The 18,829-nt window shown below is 57.8% G+C and carries 12 protein-coding genes; 6 read left to right on the forward strand and 6 right to left on the reverse strand.

Annotation, left to right across the window (positions count from 1 at the left end):
- Positions 1-15: 15 nt before the first annotated feature.
- Together nusA and Poly21_RS02965 are read right to left on the reverse strand one after the other, a co-directional pair.
- Positions 16-1,578: a transcription termination factor NusA gene (nusA, locus tag Poly21_RS02960; protein ID WP_146405513.1), complete on the reverse strand. Its 1,563-nt coding sequence runs from the start codon at positions 1,576-1,578 to the stop codon at positions 16-18.
- Between the two features lie 461 nt (positions 1,579-2,039).
- Entirely contained in the window at positions 2,040-3,179 is a 1,140-nt protein-coding gene (locus Poly21_RS02965) for a Gfo/Idh/MocA family protein (protein WP_146405514.1), read from the reverse strand.
- Positions 3,180-3,380: 201 nt separating this feature from the next.
- Between Poly21_RS02965 and Poly21_RS02970 the strand changes: the two genes are divergently transcribed.
- The gene (locus tag Poly21_RS02970; protein WP_146405515.1) at positions 3,381-6,197 is read left to right on the forward strand and encodes a COG1361 family protein; all 2,817 of its coding nucleotides are present in this window, start codon (positions 3,381-3,383) and stop codon (positions 6,195-6,197) included.
- Positions 6,198-6,394: 197 nt separating this feature from the next.
- On the opposite strand, the gene Poly21_RS02975 is transcribed toward Poly21_RS02970, so the two are convergent.
- Both Poly21_RS02975 and Poly21_RS02980 read right to left on the reverse strand, forming a co-directional pair.
- Complete coding sequence (locus tag Poly21_RS02975; RefSeq protein WP_302117354.1) at positions 6,395-7,390, reverse strand: hypothetical protein; 996 nt, start codon at positions 7,388-7,390, stop codon at positions 6,395-6,397.
- A 262-nt stretch (positions 7,391-7,652) separates the two neighbouring features.
- The gene (locus tag Poly21_RS02980) at positions 7,653-11,540 is read right to left on the reverse strand and encodes a secretin N-terminal domain-containing protein (RefSeq protein ID WP_146405516.1); all 3,888 of its coding nucleotides are present in this window, start codon (positions 11,538-11,540) and stop codon (positions 7,653-7,655) included.
- A 435-nt stretch (positions 11,541-11,975) separates the two neighbouring features.
- Between Poly21_RS02980 and trhA the strand changes: the two genes are divergently transcribed.
- Positions 11,976-12,683: a PAQR family membrane homeostasis protein TrhA gene (gene trhA, locus Poly21_RS02985; RefSeq protein ID WP_146405517.1), complete on the forward strand. Its 708-nt coding sequence runs from the start codon at positions 11,976-11,978 to the stop codon at positions 12,681-12,683.
- Between the two features lie 101 nt (positions 12,684-12,784).
- Here the strand turns inward: trhA and Poly21_RS02990 are convergent, their stop codons facing one another.
- Positions 12,785-13,690 carry a sigma-70 family RNA polymerase sigma factor gene (locus Poly21_RS02990; protein WP_146405518.1) on the reverse strand — a complete coding sequence of 302 codons (906 nt, stop codon included), beginning with the start codon at positions 13,688-13,690 and terminating at the stop codon, positions 12,785-12,787.
- A 275-nt stretch (positions 13,691-13,965) separates the two neighbouring features.
- On the opposite strand from Poly21_RS02990, the gene Poly21_RS02995 reads away from it, so the two are divergent.
- From Poly21_RS02995 to Poly21_RS03010, 4 genes are all read left to right on the forward strand, one after another.
- Entirely contained in the window at positions 13,966-15,123 is a 1,158-nt protein-coding gene (locus Poly21_RS02995; RefSeq protein WP_302117355.1) for a peptidylprolyl isomerase, read from the forward strand.
- Complete coding sequence (locus tag Poly21_RS03000) at positions 15,120-15,785, forward strand: hypothetical protein (protein ID WP_367302518.1); 666 nt, start codon at positions 15,120-15,122, stop codon at positions 15,783-15,785. Before Poly21_RS02995 ends, Poly21_RS03000 begins: the two co-directional genes overlap by 4 nt.
- A 359-nt stretch (positions 15,786-16,144) precedes the next feature.
- Positions 16,145-16,342 (forward strand): hypothetical protein, encoded by a 198-nt coding sequence (locus Poly21_RS03005; protein WP_146405519.1) that lies wholly within the window; start codon positions 16,145-16,147, stop codon positions 16,340-16,342.
- Between the two features lie 175 nt (positions 16,343-16,517).
- Entirely contained in the window at positions 16,518-17,603 is a 1,086-nt protein-coding gene (locus Poly21_RS03010) for a Gfo/Idh/MocA family protein (protein ID WP_146405520.1), read from the forward strand.
- 74 nt (positions 17,604-17,677) lie between these two features.
- Here the strand turns inward: Poly21_RS03010 and Poly21_RS03015 are convergent, their stop codons facing one another.
- Positions 17,678-18,829, reverse strand: a complete 1,152-nt coding sequence (locus tag Poly21_RS03015; protein WP_146405521.1) for an LptF/LptG family permease — start codon at positions 18,827-18,829, stop codon at positions 17,678-17,680.

The following is an 18,829-nucleotide window of genomic DNA, read 5'->3' on the forward strand; positions in this document are numbered from 1 at the left end:
GCCCCCCCGCCGCTCCTAGAGGTTTCCCCCAGAATCCTTGTCAGCGGGCGTCGCTGCATCGGATTCGCCCACGCCAGCAGTCTCTTCTGGAGTGGATTCTTCCGGTGCAGCTTCTAGATCTGGAGGAGCGGTTTCGTCGTCGGTGCCGACCGCAGCAGCTTCGCCTAGCTGGGCTTCGTCCGGGTCAGCCTCGCCAGCTTCCGTTTGGCTGGAGTCAGCTTCCGCGACCGGAGCCGCGTCCGAGGCCGGAGCCGCGTCCGAGGCCGGAGCCGCGTCCGAGGCCTCAGCGGATGCCTCTGGATCATCTTCCGTCGCGGCTGGCGTAGGGTCACCCTTCTCGGAAGCCGGCATATGGGCTTCCATCTCGGCCCGTTCGCGATCGAGCTTTTCCGTCTCGCGACGGACACGACGTTCGTCTGCGGCGGCCTTTTCGGCTTCCTCAGCGCGCGCCTCTGCGATCTCAACGATTTGGTCGACCTGCTCTTCCGTCAGGCCCGCCATTTCAGCGAACTGGTCCGGCTCGATCACCGAGAGGTCATCGTAGGAGAGATAGCCTTGCTCCACGAGCGTTTGAGCGATTTCTTCCGTAATGCCTGGGATTTGGCTGAACCCACCAACTGCCCGCTCGATTTGCTCTTCGAGTTCGCCCCCGGTCATGATCTCAATGTCCCAGCCGCACAGTTTGCTGGCCAGACGCACATTTTGACCACGGCGACCGATCGCGAGCGACAGCTGGTCTTCTTTGACGAGGACAATGGCGCGGCCGATCATGTCACAGAGCAAAACCTGATCGACTTCGGCAGGCTGCAGTGCGTTGGGAATCAATACCTCGGGATCGCTATCGTAACGGACCACGTCGATATGCTCGCCGGCGAGTTCCTCGCGCACGGCCTTGATCCGGCTGCCGCGGTATCCCACGCACACCGAAATCGGATCGACTTGAGAGTCGTCACTGCTGACGGCGACTTTGCTGCGATAGCCTGGTTCGCGAGAAATGGATTTGATTGCGATGACTTCGTCGTTGAGCTCTGGAATTTCCTGCTCGAAGAGTCGCTGTACGAATTGTGGCCGGGTGCGGCTGAGCACGACGCGGACGCGGTTGCCGCCTTGCGGGCGGACTTCGTAGACGATCGCCCGCACCCGCTCGTTGGCGTGGAGGCTTTCGCCAGGGATCTGCTCGCTGCGGGGCAAAATCGCTTCGACGTTGCCGAGGTTCACCGTGGCCACGCCACCATCAGCTCGACCGATGATGCCGCTGACGATCTCACCAATTTGGTCGCGGTACTCGATCATCAACGCATCGCGTTCGGCTTCGCGAACACGTTGGATAATAACTTGCTTGGCCGTTTGGGCGCCGATTCGGCCGATTTGGTCATCGCCGAGCGGTTCGCCTTCAAGAGTTGCGGCGATCTTGCCACTCTCACGATCGATCGAGACGACCACGTCCGATTCTTCACCGTACTGCCGCTTTGCTGCGCTTTGAAGTGCCGACTCAATAGCCTGAAACAATAGCTCTGAATCGATATTTCTGTCGCGATGGAGCGAATCGACGTATCGCAAAATGTCTTGCGGGTTCATGGCGACAAAAGATGGAAAAGAGGATGGAGAAGGTAAAAAGCCAGGCCCTGATAAAAAAATTAGCCCGGACCAAAAAAGGCCCGGGCCAACATAGGTTTGCCTGAAGTCTGTGTGGAGCAGGCTATCCGAACGGGGTGTCAGTGTCAATCCATCTGTTGCTATCAAGCCCCGAGTTTCGTCCGCAAATCCTACTTTTCTGTCGCCTATTCGGACCACCGCCCCGTTCACATAACCCGCATCCTCGGGCTGAATTTTGGGAAGTGGCTCGTCCTTGGAACCAAACCTGCGGAAGGGTTGTCAGCGTTCTCGATACGGCTGAGAAACAGCCGCAGCCGACGATGAGGGGCCACGCCCGGAGGGTCTGCGCTCGGAGGGTCTGCGCGATGAGTCCTGCCGACCTTCGATGCCTCTCATAGGAGCCGCGGCGAATCTGCCTGTTGCATCCGGCACGACCGGTTCGTTCACTCGATCGCCGCTGCGATGGTGTCGAGCAGCGTCTGCGTCTGGAGAGCTTGGTCGTGGAATTGCTGCCATGGTTTTTCGACGTCAGCGGACGCGTCGGTTCGGATCCAGCCGATGAGCCGTGAAATCATTTCACGCTCCTGATGACAGCGGGACGGGCGACTGACTGGCGCCGTGATGCCCCCGGAATTCGTTAGCCCATCCAGTTCACTGGGTGGCGTGAAGGTGTGAACTTTCCCTGATGCTTCGTGCACCCAGCTTCGGGCGGGCTTGTCGGCCCATGGTCGGGTGAAATCGTCACAAACGATCGATGCCTCCGCTCCGGCGATCTCACACCATTTTCGTGTGCTCGTATCGAACCCGCAGGACAAAGTCGCTGTGGTTTCGTCTGCGAAACGCATCGTTGCTGAAACCCGCACATCAATGCCATCGCGCATGACGGCCGTCGCGTAGACCCGCTTGGGCAAGTCGCCGGTGGCGAACCGAATCATTCCGGCGGCATACCAACCGAGATCCAGCAACGCCCCCCCACCTAGACTGCGATCGAGCCGATGATCCCCGTTCTGAAATGGGTTAAGAAACGAGACTGCCGCACTAACATGGCGAAGCGGGCCGACGCGAAAGCCGAGACTCTCGCTGGCCGCAGCCGACTCGTCGGCAAACAATTCGTCGGGTTTGGCCGCTGCCAGTGCGGTATCAGGCTGAGGCGTCGCCGTCCTCAGCCACTGTCGAAACTGGAAGGTGCGTTCATGGTGCAGCCACGCCGTCGCATCGAGAAATCGCACATCGGCTCGATTCGCAGCGTCAAGCATCTCGCTGACCTCACGGGCGGAGAGTGCGACCGGTTTCTCACATAAGATGTGTTTGCCCGCAGCGCATGCTGCGAGTGTCCACTCGTGATGTAACGACGGGGGCAACGCGATGTATACCGCGTCGACATCATCACGCGAGAGTAGACGCTCGTACCCCTCTACGGCGGCGGCGATCCCATGGCTATCGGCGGCCCACCTCGCCCGGTGCGCGCAGCGAGACGCGATGGCGCTGACGGTCGCACCCGGAGTTGACTGCAGATCGGCAACCAATCGCCGGGTGATCCGGCCTGTGCCGAGGACGCCAAATCGAATGGGGAGTGGTGACATGGCGTTGGTTCGGGGCGGGCGCAGAAAGACAGAAGTGGTGAGCAATCGCCCTCATCTTTGTCGCAATGCAGATAACCCGCAATCGGCAACCCAGCTTCTCAGGAGATTTTGCTTTTGTCCCTTGCCAACCCCGCCCTGGGCGTATCCGCGTGCTAGCGTTCCTACGGACGAATTCTTTTTCTCTGCACGACCGACGGAACGATGTACTTCACCACGATCATTGACGATCTTCGCGACCAGCAACGTGTCTCAGCACGTCTGCTGCGTGGATTGTCATGGTCGATCGTCGCGATCATTCTCGCGTGCGGTGGTTGCACTCATTTGCGTCTCCCAGCGATTGATGGAACTGGCAGTTGCCTGTTTGCTCCGCTTCCGACAACAACTCAACTGGTATCGCCATGCACAAATGGCCCGTGCTGCTTGAATCCCTGCCGATGCCTGGGGTGCATTAAGAATTTGGGCTGTTGCTTGAGTTGCCCCGGTTTTGACTTTCCTAATCCCGCGTTCGAGGATCCGGCCGATCCGCCACCGTGTGCACAACCGGGGGCCGCGACTGGCAGTGGCGTTGTTGATAACGAGCCATGTGTGCCAGGACCCGATTGCAGTGGCGAATGCCTCGTCGGTCCACCTGCGGTGCTCTATGGTAGCGAACTCGACGCCAAACATGCGTGTACGTTACCGTCCCGCGGCAAACGTGGCTGTATTTTATTATCACCCCAAAAAATAGTTGCGCCCGTCGGCGGAGAGGTGATGTTCCTCTCGGGTATCTGTGGAACGGATGGCTACTTGCAGGTTGCAGAGCCGCTCGAATGGATGCTCAGCCGTGATAGCGTGGGCAACATTATTGCGGTGGACGACAACGCGCCCGGGTTGCTTCACAAACTCGCCAGTGTGCCCGTTGCGAAAAAGCAAGACGGTTCCTATGCGCGTGGTGTGACCAGTACCAAAGAGATGCTGATCACGCGTGGCAACACCAATCCCAACGACGATGTCAAACTCGAGAAGGGCCAGACTTGGATGACATTGAGCAGCTCCAGCGAGGGTACCAGTCACGTCACCGTGCTTGCTCCTGAAAGTGAATGCTGGGATCAACGCAAAGCCTCGGCCACGATTTATTGGGTCGATGCCCGATGGGTATTTCCCGCGCCGCAGCGTTTGACCGCGGGCGTGGCTGCGGAGCTGCTCACACGGGTGACTCGTGCCGAAGGATCGATGCCAGCTCGTGGTTGGAAGGTGCGCTATGAAAACATGAATCCGGAACTGGCCAGCTTTGCGGGCACCGATGGCTCTTCGGTCGTGGAAGTCAACGTGGACGATTCTGGTAACGCCCCAGCGACGCTCGTACCCATCCCCGGCACGGCGGGCAACGCGGTCGTCGATGTGCGTGTGATCCGCCCCGGGGGAACCGCCGATAATATGCCCGATTTGACCCTTGGACGCGGTCAGGCCTTCGTAACCTGGTCGGCACCCCAGCTGACCTTGCGTACCGGTGGCCCCGAAGTCGCCTCCTACAACACACCTTTCGACGTATTTGCAAACATCGCCAACCCCGGTGATCAAGACGCCACTGGTATCGAAGTTCGAGCAGCGATTCCTGACGGTGTGAAGGTCATCTCCAGTGACACATTCGCCAAAGTATTCCCCAACAGCGTGGTGTGGCAGATCGGTACGATCCCGCCGCAGCAGCAACTCGATCTGGGGCTCAAGCTGAGTTCCGGTGCACCGGTCTCCATCGACTTCGAAGCTCGCGGTGATGGTGGGCTCTCTGCCAATGGCAATATTCGCGTGGACATCTTCCGGCCGGCGTTGGCCTTACGTGTCGCCGCCGCGCAGGACCGGTATGAAACAGGCCAGAAGGTTGCCTTTGAAATTGAAGTTGAAAATACCGGTGATCGACCACTGCGTGACGTCTCGCTGACGGCATCGGGTGATCAGTACATGATGCACAGTGAAAAAGGCAGCCGTGAGGTGGGGAACGACAAAATCGACGGTCCACTTCAGCCCGGCGAGATCTGGCGAAGTACGGTGCATTTCACACCGACCGATTCAGGACTTCGCTGCGTGACCTTCCAGGCAAACGCGGCCGGCGGCCAACAGCAGTCACAGTCTTCATGTGTCACCGTCATCAATCCCGCACCGCCCACGCCCGCCCTGTCGGTGACGGTCTCGGCGGCGCGAGATCGACTCAGTGTCGGAGACAACGTCTTCGTACGTGGACGGGTCGAGAACACAGGTAGCATTCCACTCAAGAGCGTGCGAGTGACCATGTCATACGATGCGCAGTTGTTACCGCAGCAAGCGACAGTGGATTTTCCTCGTAACCTCGATACGCCCTATCTGATCACGTGGACGATTCCCGAACTACCCGCTGGTGAGACCGCTGTACTCGAAGCCGAGTTTGCCGCTCAGCAGACCAGCGCGGCCAGTCAGTTCATCTTCACCGCTGAGTCGGCCGAGGGAGCCCGTGGACGCAACTCGACCTCCATCCAGATATTCCCTGGAAATGCACCCAATACTCCCTTGGTCGTCCCGCCGGTGTTGCCACCTGCTCGGACTCCGCCAGCGATCCCGGGCGGTCCCGGCACGCCGCCGCCGCTCCCGCAGGCCCAGGCGCCACCGCCGAGCCCGTCCGACCGAATTGACCCGGGGACGCTCCGCCTGGATGTTTTGCAACGAGACATCTCACCACGGGTTGGTGACCCCATCGGTTACTCGATCCGGTTGACCAACGATACCGATCAACTCGATAGTGTGGTGCAGATCGCATTTGATTTGCCCAACGGTGTGGCAATCGAACGACTGACCCAAACACAAAGTCCTGAATTGGGAAGGTTCACAAGGGGTGGCAACACCATCTACTTCGAAGAAATACGCTCAATCAAACCACGCGAGTCGATTGATTACGAGCTCGTCCTACGTAGCAATCAACCCCAGAACTTCACACTTGTGATCGAAGCGGTCAGTCGCAATGTCCCCGCTGGTATCGCGGTGTCACAGCCTACCGAGGTCGCTCCGTAGGTCACGACACGCCAGCCCCAATTTCACCGTCCATCAAGCCACCTCTCTGGGCAGCGGAAGGCTAGACGGGGTTGGTAAGGATCTTCGCCGAGACGGGGCCACGGAGAAGCCGATCGTCTCGTCACATTGCTTACTTTCCCAGGTCGTCAAGTGGGGCCTTGCGCGGGACAATGGTCCCACGCTACGCACCACTTTTTCTAACGGTGCGTTCGTGAGCTGGCAGGCAGGGTTTGGAAGCTGGCCTTGGCGTCCGCTGGTTTGACCTCGGGTGTCGGCGATTTCATAGCCACATTGAGCGAGTTGCTCGACTTGCTGTTGGCGACATTCCAGTTCGGTACCCCTGCCGATGGCAAAGCGGTTTCTGGGAGCGAACGGGCACTGGCCGCCTCTCGGCGAATCGTCGTGGTAGTCAAGCCACTGGTGGGTGGTTGAGAACCCGATGCGGCAGCTTGCCATTGACGATAATCAGGTGAGTATCGCTGCGCCAAGCTTTCGGCGGCACTTTCCTTGGCTCCGGGCAGTAGCACGACACTCGTTGAGCCTTGGATTGTTTTGCCCTCTGCTGTCGTGAACGACGCCACAAGTGAGACTCGCGTTTGGTCACCGCCCACTGCATCCCACGGAATCCAAACACTATAAGACGCACCTAGATCAGAGTTGCTGAAGTGACGCGTGAATTGCTCGGGAGTGAATTCGTATCGTTTGACTAAGGGCATCTGGCCTTTCGCCTTGCCTTTGCCCTCGTCGAAGGCATGTACTCTCAGCGTCCCCTCAACTGGGACAGGACGAGATTTCTCATCGTAAAAGAAGACCCGGGCCCCGAAACCCCGTGTGGGAACGCGACCTACCTGGGTCAGCGTGTCGGGAGTCCAGGTCGCCGCGAGCTTCACCGGGTTGGGATAGGGCTCCGGCATGCCATCTTTGGACTTCGACCATGGCATCCGATCGAAAATTGACGTCGCTGGTTTTGTATCGACCATCGAATCCTTGGTGCTGAGAGTTGTGCACCCCGTGACAGTCGCCAGCAGCACACAGCCCAGACTCCCAACGAGCTGGGGAGATCGGGCGACAGGGCGAGCATTCCCAGCAGGCAATTGCTCCCGGTGCGCAACCACGGCCCACACCAAGGCCAACCGACTGGAACTTAAACTTCCACGAGGCGTCGGCGTGGTTTTGCAATTCATTTTTTTCATTGCGGTTTCTTTCGAGTGGCTGTTGGCCCGTAACTGGGGACCCTGGTCCCGAGCGAGCATGTCGGTCTCAAACGGGCCCACGGCCCATCGGTTTGGGGGAGCCCAGTCCGTACGGCTGGGAGTTCTAGAGTCACGAGGAAGGGCCCACGGCCCGGTAGCATGTGAAAATCGGCGAGACATTGCCCCACAGCGGGGCGTCTTGGATCACAGTGCCCTGCGTGCAGGGCACTGTGCATCGTGGAGCGATTGGCCCGGCGAGTCCTTACTCTGGTTTCGCCTTGCTAGGTCCGATCCAGTTGCCCAGTTTGCCTTGGAAGCTCGACCACCGTCGTGGTGGCGTACTCGTTGTTGGCGTGGCGTCGGGCAGTTTCGTCGGTGAGGTTCTTACCGAAGCCGGTGTCGCTGATGTTCTCTGACCGGTAGTCGACGCTCCGTCGGACGGCGAGAAGATACGCGGTTCGGAAGACCTCCCATCGCTTTGCGGCGCGGTCGACTTTGGAGTGGCATCAGGCCGGTTTGTATTCGGATACACCATCTCGGGTGTACTGTTTGGAACCTGCGGGATCTCATCGACTTCGGGCACCCACTGCTGTGACTGACCAGGAACCTGCGAGTTTCCAAACGCATCCGATTGGAATAGTTCCGCGGGTGTCATGATCGATTCACCCGGAGCTAATTCCACGCCAGGTGGCAGGCCAGAGCCCTGCGGCAGTTCCCCGTCGTGTCGCATTTCGGCGTCGGAGGGAATCATGCCACCATGAATCATGTGGTTCGGGTAGATCGGTGGTACCGTTCGACCTGCTGAGTTCGTCGGCATGTCGGCGGCTGGGAAAACGTCTACCGTTGGTTGGATATCGGGGAAAATGGTCGGCCCAATCGCGGGACCCCACAGACCATGTCCGCCCGAGAGTCCTTCGTTACCGTGTGCCTCGACCACATCGGCCAAGCACCAGCTCATGCGATTGGACTCTTCGACCTTGACGTATTCGAGATCTTCGTCACCAGTCACAAGTGTGGGCGTCATGATCACGAGCAATTCGTTGCGTTCTTCCTGCTCGGAATCGTATCGGAAGAACACGCCCAGCAAAGGAATGGATGATAGGTACGGCACCCGCCTGGTCGTGTTGGAGCGTACCTTTTGGATCAATCCACCAAACACAACGGTCTGTCCATCAAAGGCTGTGATAGTCGATCGGGCTACACTCTGGTCAATCGCCGGAACGAAGATGTCTGCACCCGCACTTGTCGTCCCGATAACCTGACCAGTCGTAAAGTTCACGTTCTTGCGACTGGCGTCAATGTCCATGATGATCAAACCATCGGCACCGACTCGCGGGGTGACTTGGAGCGTGATCCCGACGTCGATGTCTTCGATACCAATCTGCGTGTTGAATTGGGTGGCGACGACTTCGGTTGGTCGCGGAAACGATTGGCCAACGTTGATGAATCCGGTGGTGTTATCCACCGTCATGACCTGCGGGCGACTGAGCACTTGCAACCGGTTTGCCAGCTGAAGGGTACGCAAGAACAGGCTGATGGAATCGCTGGCGGCGGAGAAGGCAAATCCTTGCGCGCTACCGGCATTCATCAACTGGCTCGTAGCAAGTCCAAAACTCGTGACACCTTGGGACGCGAGCGTATCCCGACCAGCGGAGTTGCGGTTAGGCAAACCGTTGTTGTTGAAATTAAAGCCGGGAATTGAATTGGGGCCGGTGCCAGCGGTATTTGCAGCAATTCCTCGGTCGAAGAGCAAGGAATCTTGCAGCCCGACCTCACCGCCAATTTCGAATCCATCACTTAGTCTGACTTCCGCGATCAATGTCTTGATCAACACCATCGGTGGGCGACGGTCGAGGCGGTCGATCAATTGACGAACTTCCTCGTAGAGTCGCGGCGAAACGCTTAGCAACAGGCTGTTGGTTTGGTTTTCAGGAACGACGATCAAATCTCGGTCTGGCAGATCGTACGGACCTGTGTTTTGTTGCAACTGAGGAATAATATTCTGCGACTGTTGCCGAGCGGTTACGTAACTCGTGATCGCAGTGGCGATGTTTTCAGCGATTTGATGCTTCAGCCAGATTACTTCGGTAATCCGCTCGGCAAACCCAGTGCTGTCGAGTCGCAGCAAGATGCTCTCGACGACTTCGAGATCTTCAGCAGATCCGCTAGCGATAATGCTGTTGGTGCGAGCATCTGTGGAGAACCTTAACCCCACGAGGGCACTGTCACCGGCCGACAGCGATGTCAGCCCAGCTTGGTTGCCCGCACCAACGCTCGTTCCTGCGGTACCCGCATCGGTACCAAACAGGTTTTGTAACGCGGTCGTTAGTTGCGTGGCATCGCCATTTTCGACCGTGAAGACTTTCACGAGCGAATCCACGCCTGCAGGCTGGTCGAGCTGGCGAATCAATTCGGCGATCAACTGCATCCCTTCGCTAGGGGCACGAACTACGATGGCATTGGAGTTGTTGTCCGCCGTCACAACGGTGCCACTGAGAACACCGGAGTTCAGCACGGAGTTGCCTGCTTGACCAAGAGCGACCATGGATAGAGTTGACGTTTTCGGAGTCGTGCCTTCTGGCACGTTCTCGGGCTCAGCGGTGACGGCATCCTGCAGCACAACGGCGAGATCTTCGGCGCGGGCATTTCGTAGTGGGAAAATACGAATCTGGCTCGTCGCTGCCGCTTGGGAAACATCGAGTTCGTCGACCAAGCGAGTCACCTCCGCGAGATCGCGGGGCGAAGCCGCGACGACGAGCGAGTTGGTGCGTTGGTCCGCCCGCACGCGGACGCGGACTCCCAGGCCTGGACGCTGATCGGAATCTTCACCGGGTTGATTGGTGAAGAACTCGCGAATGCTGGTTTCCACATCGAGAGCCGACGCATGCTTGAGTCGGAAAACACGCAACTTGTCCGTGTCGGGGATCGGTTGATCAATTTTGTCGACGAGGTCCATGACTGCTTTAATCGCTTCAGCTCGTCCGATCAGCAACAGAGCATTGGGGGCGTCAAGAGAGGTGATGCTGACATCACCCTGACGAGCCGACAGCACGTCTTCGTACAGCTGTTGGAGCAACGCGGCGACGGCATTGGAGTCGGCATATTCCAACTCACGCACTTCAATCTGCGGCTGAGTGATCTTGGCTTGGGCCTCGATCTCGGCGATGACCTGTTTGATCCGTTCGACGTCTCGCTTGGCACCTTTGATAATGATCAAACCGGAATCGGGGACAATTTGAATGTCGGTGTCTCCAATCACGCCACCCTCGGCGTCCTCTGCCGCTGCGTCTGCGACGGCTGCGGCAACATCAGCCGACGGAGTTGGGATCTCTTCTTCGACGACTTCGTCACTGTCCCCCGCATTCTGCATGAAAGCAGCCGTGCGGAAGTTTGCTTGGTTGCGCATCCCAGCGGGTCGATTGAGCTGTTGTTCCTGCTCGGGAGTGGCTTTGCGGTCGAGAGCCTCGAGGAGCCGGATAGCGCGTTGGACGGGGCCGACCTCGGCGTGGACAAGCCGCAGCACTTCTGTCTGCTCGTCGTTGAATCGCACGGGTTGGTCAATTGCGGTGAAGACCCGCTGCCAGACTGTTTGTGAGCGTTGCGCCGCCGTCAGCGTCACTGAGTCGATGCGACGATCGACATCGACCTGCGTCGGCGCGGTCGCTTTGCCAAGGCGAATTTGAAAGGTTGCCCGCTCGCCGCTACGGCTGGTTGTGACGGGGACATTGCCACCTGCTATCGCACGCAGGAGATCCTCGGCTTCTCGCCAACTGATGTGTTGCAGTTGGATCTTCACTGTGGTTCGCTCACCCGCTTCCAGAACGGTGGACTGCAAGTGTTTGGTCAACTTCGCTGCATCATCAGCGATCTTGTCCTGAAGCGAGGGGGGAGCCATGACGAGAATGGCACCGCCGCCTCGATCGTCCGCCGTAATGCTGACACCCACTTCGCTGTGATACCGGAGGCTCAGTCGAGTAGCAATCGGATCGACGAGTTCAATGGGGACCGCGACCTGCCGCAGTTCCGGAGCGTCAAGCCGATCGCCGAACGCCGCGGGCATCGAAATGCCGCTGGACGCAATCGCGATCAGCAATACCGTAGCCACCCAACGATTGGACTGGTTAGCTAAAAGTCTTATTCTGTTAAACATGCGGTTGATCTCTGGGCCAAGTACCCTGCGTGGGAATCGAAAACGAACGGCTCCCGCGGCAACGCAGTGGGGGTAGTTTCCGTACAACTGCTTCCATCGTCACAACCGGACCGCATTCTTGAGTCCTTGTGGTCGCGATCGAAATGCATCTCGCTACAATGTTCGACGGGTGGCTACATCCCTGGGGTCACAGCAAGCGATTTTCCCATGAGAACCGCGACACCGACCTTGCGAAATGGAGAGGTGCCAGGCGGTACCGTGATCGATGTCGAAGACCCCGATATCGATGGAATCTGCTGTCCGCTGGAACGGGTTGAGGAATGATTTGTTCACTGCCCACGGCGACCGTCGTGTGGCTCACTCCGATCACGCGCTGGGGCGTGTGAAGATGGTTACTACCCTCCGAATGGAAATCCGCTTCGATAGCGCTGCAGCATGAATAGCGAAACCGTTCAAGAAGCCCCACTCGAGCCACTTCACGAGGTGCCGGTGGGAGTGGCATTACAGGGGTCACCTCCCATTCAGCCCGATCAGGAGTGGGCGAATGCCTTGACCCACGGGATCGCCACGGTCGTTTGGTTGGGGCTGTCGGTGTGGCTGGTGACACGAGCGTCACAAATCAGTGCCGGCCTGGCGATCGCCTGTGCCGCCTATGGAGCGAGCTGCATCGGCACGTTCTTGTGCTCGACGTTGTCCCACACTTTTCTCGAACGCCCGAGATTAGACCGCTACCGAGCCTGGGACCAAGCCATGATCTATTTGATGATCATTGGCACGTACACGCCGATCACCTACCAAATGGCAATTCCGCAGTACCGGCTGCCGTTGCTTGCGGTGATGTGGGGGTTCGCATTGTGGGGATTTGTCAACAAAGCGATTTTGAACCACCGCATTCATTCCATCAGCACGATTTCCTATCTGATGCTGGGGTGGCTACCCGCCATTCCACTCTATGGTCGCATCTCGATGGCGCTTTTCGGCTACGTGCTCGCCGGGGGCGTGATCTACAGTCTAGGGGTCCTGTTTTTGATTAATGATAGCCGCGTCAAGTACTTTCACGCGGTGTGGCATTTGTTCGTATTGACAGCTTCGATTGTGCACTTCGTCGGGATTACAAAATACGTGGTTATGGTACCGACATAGAACCGAGCGAGGCATCTTCGTTGCCATGTACGTTGTAAAAATTGCCTGATGCATTGTTGTCGCGGCCTGCAGGACGAGCCGTCAAGCCGCTCGATCTCTGTCTAAAAACCCATGTCGCGGGGGTCCGTCAACCCGTCGGCCATCCGCCGCAGGGCCTCGGTTTCGATTTGACGGACTCGTTCTCGCGTCAGACCCAATTCTGCGCCGATCTCCTTGAGTGTCATTGGCTCGACACCATCGAGTCCAAAGCGAAGTTTCAAGACGGTCGCATCCCGCGGATCGAGATTATCTAACAGGCTCATCGCGTGTTTCAGGATGTCGTGATCGAGCATTGCCTCGTCGGGCGACTTCACGCGCTCGTCCATCACCATGTCGCCGAGCGACCATCCTGAATCGGTCTGGTCACTCTGCGGAGTTGCGTTGTTGATTTTAATCGCCTTGCGGATGATCGGCAGCTTCTTTTTAGGTAGGCCGAGCATGCGGGCGACTTCCTCGTTGGTCGGCGTGCGACGGAGTTCTTCATTGAGTCGCGCCGTCCCCCGCCGCCATTTACTGAGTAACTCGACCATGTAGGCGGGAATTCGGATCGTTTTGGCACTATTGATCAGCGATCGCTTAATCGCCTGCTTAATCCAGTAGCTCGCGTAGGTGCTAAAACGTGTTCCATGCACCGGATCGAAGCCTTCGACGGCCCGTAGTAGCCCGAGATTGCCTTCCTCGATGAGATCTTGCAGACCCAAGCCCTTGCCGGTATAGCCCCGTGAGATGTTGACGACCAATCGCAGATTGGCGCGCACCATCCTATCACGTGCCATCACATCGCCACGGGCAATCTGCGTCGCCAGCTCCGTCTCTTCCTGGGCAGACAGCAGCGGGGTTTCGTTGATCTCGCGGAGATAAATCTCCAGCGGAGACTGGGCTGCTTGGCCATGGTCGACGGTGGGTTTGCGACTTCGTGATTTCAACAAGGCGACTTCGCCTTGTTCCAGTTGCTCTGTAAAGCTCATCTCGTGCGGTCCGATCAAATAGGAGGTGCTCAGCAGGCAGGGGAGGCGCTGCGGGAGCAAGAGGGAGGGTCACTTTGGATGTCGTCCATTTGCTTGGCTTCGGTCGAGGCTTTGAGAATTTGATCGCGTCGTACGGGTTTTTCCGGATATGAGCAGCCGTGAAGCTGGGCAAGTTGGATGCTGTCTCAATCTCTGTTGCATTCTCATGAGCGATTCATCTACAAGCATTGGATCGACCGCAATTGTTCATCTCCTATCCAGCCATCGGGCCTGCCATGCCCCCTTTTTCCAGATTGCCGCTTGCACACCTCCTGGTTGTTGTGATCGTCGTGATCGGTGCTGCGCCCCAGGCGTGGGGGCAGCAGCTTACTCAGTCGCAAATTGACGAGGCGATGCAGCTACAGCTGCCGACCGACCCTGCGGCCGTTATCGCGATTGTCGGTGAAAGCAGCATCCTCTTGGGTGAAATCAATCCAAAGATCGAAGCTCGCATCCAAGAGGTGGTCACCACAGCGGCGCAAGAAATTCCCAAAGACCAGATTCACTTCGCACGCGTGAGGATGATCCGCGGGTTGCTGGCACAGACAATCCAGAATCGTATGATGCGAGAGTCGTTCCTGCTCGATCAGGTCGCCACGCAAACCGCGGAAAAACGTCGCGAAGCAGACGCGAAGATGCAGGCCCAAGCCAGGCAGATGTTCTTCGAGTCCGAGGTGCCCGATCTGCGTAAGAAGTACGACGCCGAGTCGACGGCACAGCTCGATGAGAAATTGCACGAGGAGGCGAGTTCTCTGGCCGCACGTGAGCGCGAGTTTATCGACCAGATGCTTGGGCACGTCTACCTACAGCAGAAAGTGGATCGGGATCCGCCCATCGCACTTTCGGAAATTCATGAATATTACATCATTCATCGCGATGATTTTTACAACAAGTCCCGCGCAAAATGGGAGCAGATCACAGTCAAGTTTGAGAACTTCGCCAACAAAAAAACTGCTTACGACGCGATCTGGAATATGGGCCGGGAGGCTTTTTTTGGCGGTAACATGCAAGCGATCGCTCGCGAGAAAAGCCAGGAGCCCTTTGCGAGCGATGGGGGGGTGCATGACTGGACAAATCAGGGCGCATTAGCTTCACAAGTCCTCGACGAGCAGATTTTCTCGCTCCCCACGGGGGCCATGAGCCAGATCATTGAAGATGTTGATGCCTATCACATCGTCCGGGTCACCGCGCGCGAAGATGCCGGAGTCACCCCGCTCGCTGATGTCCAGGAGGATATCCGCCAAATTTTGCGTGGTGAGAAGATTGCCAAGGCGCAGACTGAGGCATTGAAAGAAATCAGTCGCCGTGTCCCAGTCTGGACTTTGTTTCCAGAGGATATTCCAGGCGCGAAACCGTTGCCCCAAATCGCCGCTCGTCCATTCAATCGCCAATGAGTTCGCCATCGTCGATCAGCAACCGGCTAGCTCGCTATGGAACGTCTCAGTGGACGCGCCGGAGCGTTCTGGCGGCGATATTGACGGCCGCAGTGATGCCTGCAGGTTGTGGTTCACTTGCGTACCGATTAACCAGCGATGTGCCGGAGCAATACGTTCCTAATCCGCTTGATCTGCCCGCCGTAGCCGATGACTTTCTGTGGCTACAGGTAGTCGACACGCTCGACGACTATTTTCGGATCGCGCGGCAACAGCCCGTCGTAAACAGTCGCGGGCTCGTGCTCGAAGGCAAGATTGAAACAAGCTATAAGGTCGCTGGCTCAATCTTTCAGCCATGGCAGAAGGATAACACCACGGGGTTCGAGCGGCTGCAGAGCACGCTGCAAACGATCCGGCGTCGAGCCATCGTAACGGTGCGTCCGGTCACCTCGGGGTATAGCGTCGAGGTCATCGTTCAGAAAGATCTCGAGGACACTGATCGCACTCAGCACGCGACCGAATCGATCATCGGTGCCCAGCAAGGTGAGGCGCGAACCAACCGTGCTGACACATTTGGTGAGAGTCCCCAAACGCTCGGTTGGATCCCGTTAGGACGGGATACCTCGCTCGAGCAAGCCATCTTGAAAGACATTTTTGGGCGGGTCACGCAGCCCGACGGGTGATCTCTCCACCAAGGTGGACGTCTCACTGGCGGCAGGCGAACAGGGTTTCGCCGACTGCGGATGTTCGTCCCGCACCGTTGGGCATCCCGCCCTCGATAATGGCCGAGGGGGGCGGCTGAGCATGCAGATGGGCGTTCTCCAAGGCAGCTGCAAGGGCTTGCGTGCAACATGCGACTACATGCACGGTACCTCACTGCGTGGGAAAGGCTAAAACGCCTCGTTACGCGGGCTTTTATAACGAGTTGCCGTCAATCGGTTGCGCCTGCGACAACTTGGCACAGCGCGTGCAACTCGTCGACCTCATCAGGACATCACCAATGGTGTCTCCCGCCTATCTGTAACGAATGAGGTTAAAACGAATGTCACGCATCAGCCAAACACTTTCACTGATCACTGCCTTGATCTCCGGTGGCATCTACGACACTGTCGAAGCGAGTCGCGTCAACTCACTCGAGACAAACGCGTCCATGGTGCGAGCAGTCGACACGAGTGAAGAGGATCTGCGGATCATGATCGAGGCTCGCATCGCTGTGGGTAACGATCTTCGTAAGCGGTAGTTCCCTCACAAGACGGAGGTTTTGCGTATTGCCGCGAGCCCGCATTGCCACTGGGAACGGTGCCAGGCGACGATCGCTTTTGAATCACTTGCTAGCGATGTGGTATACTTCAGATTGATTACACCCGTCACCCCGTGTGGACTCGACCTGGAGCGGAACACCACCGCGACTCATCATGAGCGATCGATTGAAAATTGCCGGCATCAATTTCGACCACTTTCATATGGGCGACCTGCTGCGGATGGCCCACGAACATCGAGACGTGGAACTGGTAGGAATTTGTGACGAAACGCCCGCGCGGATGCAGGCTGCGTGCGAAGCATTTGAAATTGCCGACGACAAGGTTTTTACGGATTATCGGCGACTGCTCGAAGCAACCGAGCCGGACCTTGCCATTCTGTGTCCCGCTGCCTCGACGCATGGGGAGTGGGTCGAGCGTGTTGCGCCATTTGGATGTGACATTCTCATCGAGAAACCCTTTGCCGCTTCGCTGTCCGAAGCTGATCGGATGATCGCTGCTTGCCAAGCATCCGGCAGTCGTTTGGCGATCAATTGGCCGCTGGCCTGGATGCCCTGTCATCGTACTGCGAAGAGGTACGTGGATGAGGGGCATATTGGGGATGTTTTGGAAGTCCACTACTACGGTGGAAATCGAGGACCGCTGTGTCATGGTGCTGACAAGATCGAGCGTACTCCTGCTGAAATCGCGAAAGAGAAATCGGAGAGTTGGTTCTACAAGAAGAGCCAAGGTGGCGGTTCGCTCCTCGACTATCTCGGCTACGGAACCACTCTGGGAACATGGTTTATGGATGGCAGAAGGCCACTTGAGATCACGACCATGGTCGATGCAGAGGAAGGCCTGGAGGTAGATGAGCACAGCATCACGATTGCGAAATACGAGACTGGGCTATCTAAGTTTGAGACCCGCTGGGGGACCTATACCGACCCCTGGACAAACCAGCCGCAACCGAAAACGGGTTTCGTTCTGGTCGGAACTCGCGGCACGATCGCCAGCTACGATTACGACAACCGAATTCATTGGCAGAATGAGTGGTGCCCCGCTGGCGAATGGGAGGAGGCTGATACGTTGGTGGCACCTTTTCAGAATCCGGTGCAGTACATGGTCGACGTTATCCGCAACGACAAGCCGATTGAGGGACCGCTATCCATCGAAATTAGCCGGATTGGACAACAGATCGTCGATGCTGCCGTGCTCAGTGCTAGCCAACGCAAAACGGTGGGCTTAGTCGAGCGAGAATGATCCAGTGGGGAGGCAGCTCGCCTTCGAGATCTGAAATTTGCCTAGGTCCGCTCGGTTTTCACGTGAGCCGTGCCTTACACGCGCTGGACGGCGCGCAGCCGCACATACGCCAGGGGGGCTACGACCAGCAGAGGCAGCCATGCGGCCAGCCCCGGGGAGAGCATCGTGCCGCTGCCGCCGAGGGCGCCGGCAAGTGTTTTCAGGGCGAAGAACCCGAGCACGAGGCCCACGGCCGAACCGATCAATACAAAAATCTTACGCCCACGAGTGTTCACCACCAGTGGCAAGACCAGCATCACCAGGGCGAAATCCAGGGGGGCACGCACGATCCGCTCATGCACCTGGGTCTGCAGTGCCAAACTGCTGTGGACAGCGGGGTTGCGAATGCGACCACTCAGTTCCCAAACCGACGCGAGGCGAGTCGCGGTATCTTGCGTTTGCAGCATGTTCGGATGGACTGTCGTCGCGACAAAACATTCGTCCGCAGCAAGCCACTTTTGGTCGGCGGAGGTCAGTAGGATCGGCTGTCCATTGCGGCTCGCTGAGGCAATTGTACCGATCGCCTCGGGGCGTTTGACGCCACGCAGCAAATAGCCAGATACCGGCGAACCACCATCATCGGGATGCGCGTCCATCCACTGGGCCTCTTGGGCGATCAAGATGTCCCCGAATCCTTCGTACTCGCTATCGATCCGAAAGTTTGGTTTGACGATTTTGCGGGCTTTCGTCTGCAGTTGTGAACCCTCGATCAAGATTCCCGCGAATCGGTCGAAGGTAGGGCGGACGGCTTGTTCGATCTCCCCGTTGAGATCTTCCGCCTTCATTGTCAACGAGCTTCGGAAACGTGGAATGACAAACTCTCGGCACACCAACTGCGCTGAGATAATCACCAGGGAGGCGATCACCATGGGGCGGAAAATCCGTCCGTGCGAAATGCCTGCTGAGAGTGTGGCAGTTAACTCGCCGGTACGTCTTAGCCAGCCCACGGTGAAGAGAAACGACATCAGCGTGATAATCGCACCCGTCATGTCGAAGAGTAAAATCAGGTAGGGCCCGTAGAATCGTCCGAGTACGGAGGGGAGACTTTCGCCCGAACGCGTCTGGGCGACTAAGTCTTCAAACGCAGTGAATGCGTGAAAGACGATGAAGATGCCTGCCAAAGACAGGAAGCACACCATCACTGTGCGCAGAAAGAGGATCAGGATATAGCGGTCGATCTTCGTCAC

Source organism: Allorhodopirellula heiligendammensis, assembly GCF_007860105.1.
Lineage (GTDB): Bacteria > Planctomycetota > Planctomycetia > Pirellulales > Pirellulaceae > Rhodopirellula > Rhodopirellula heiligendammensis.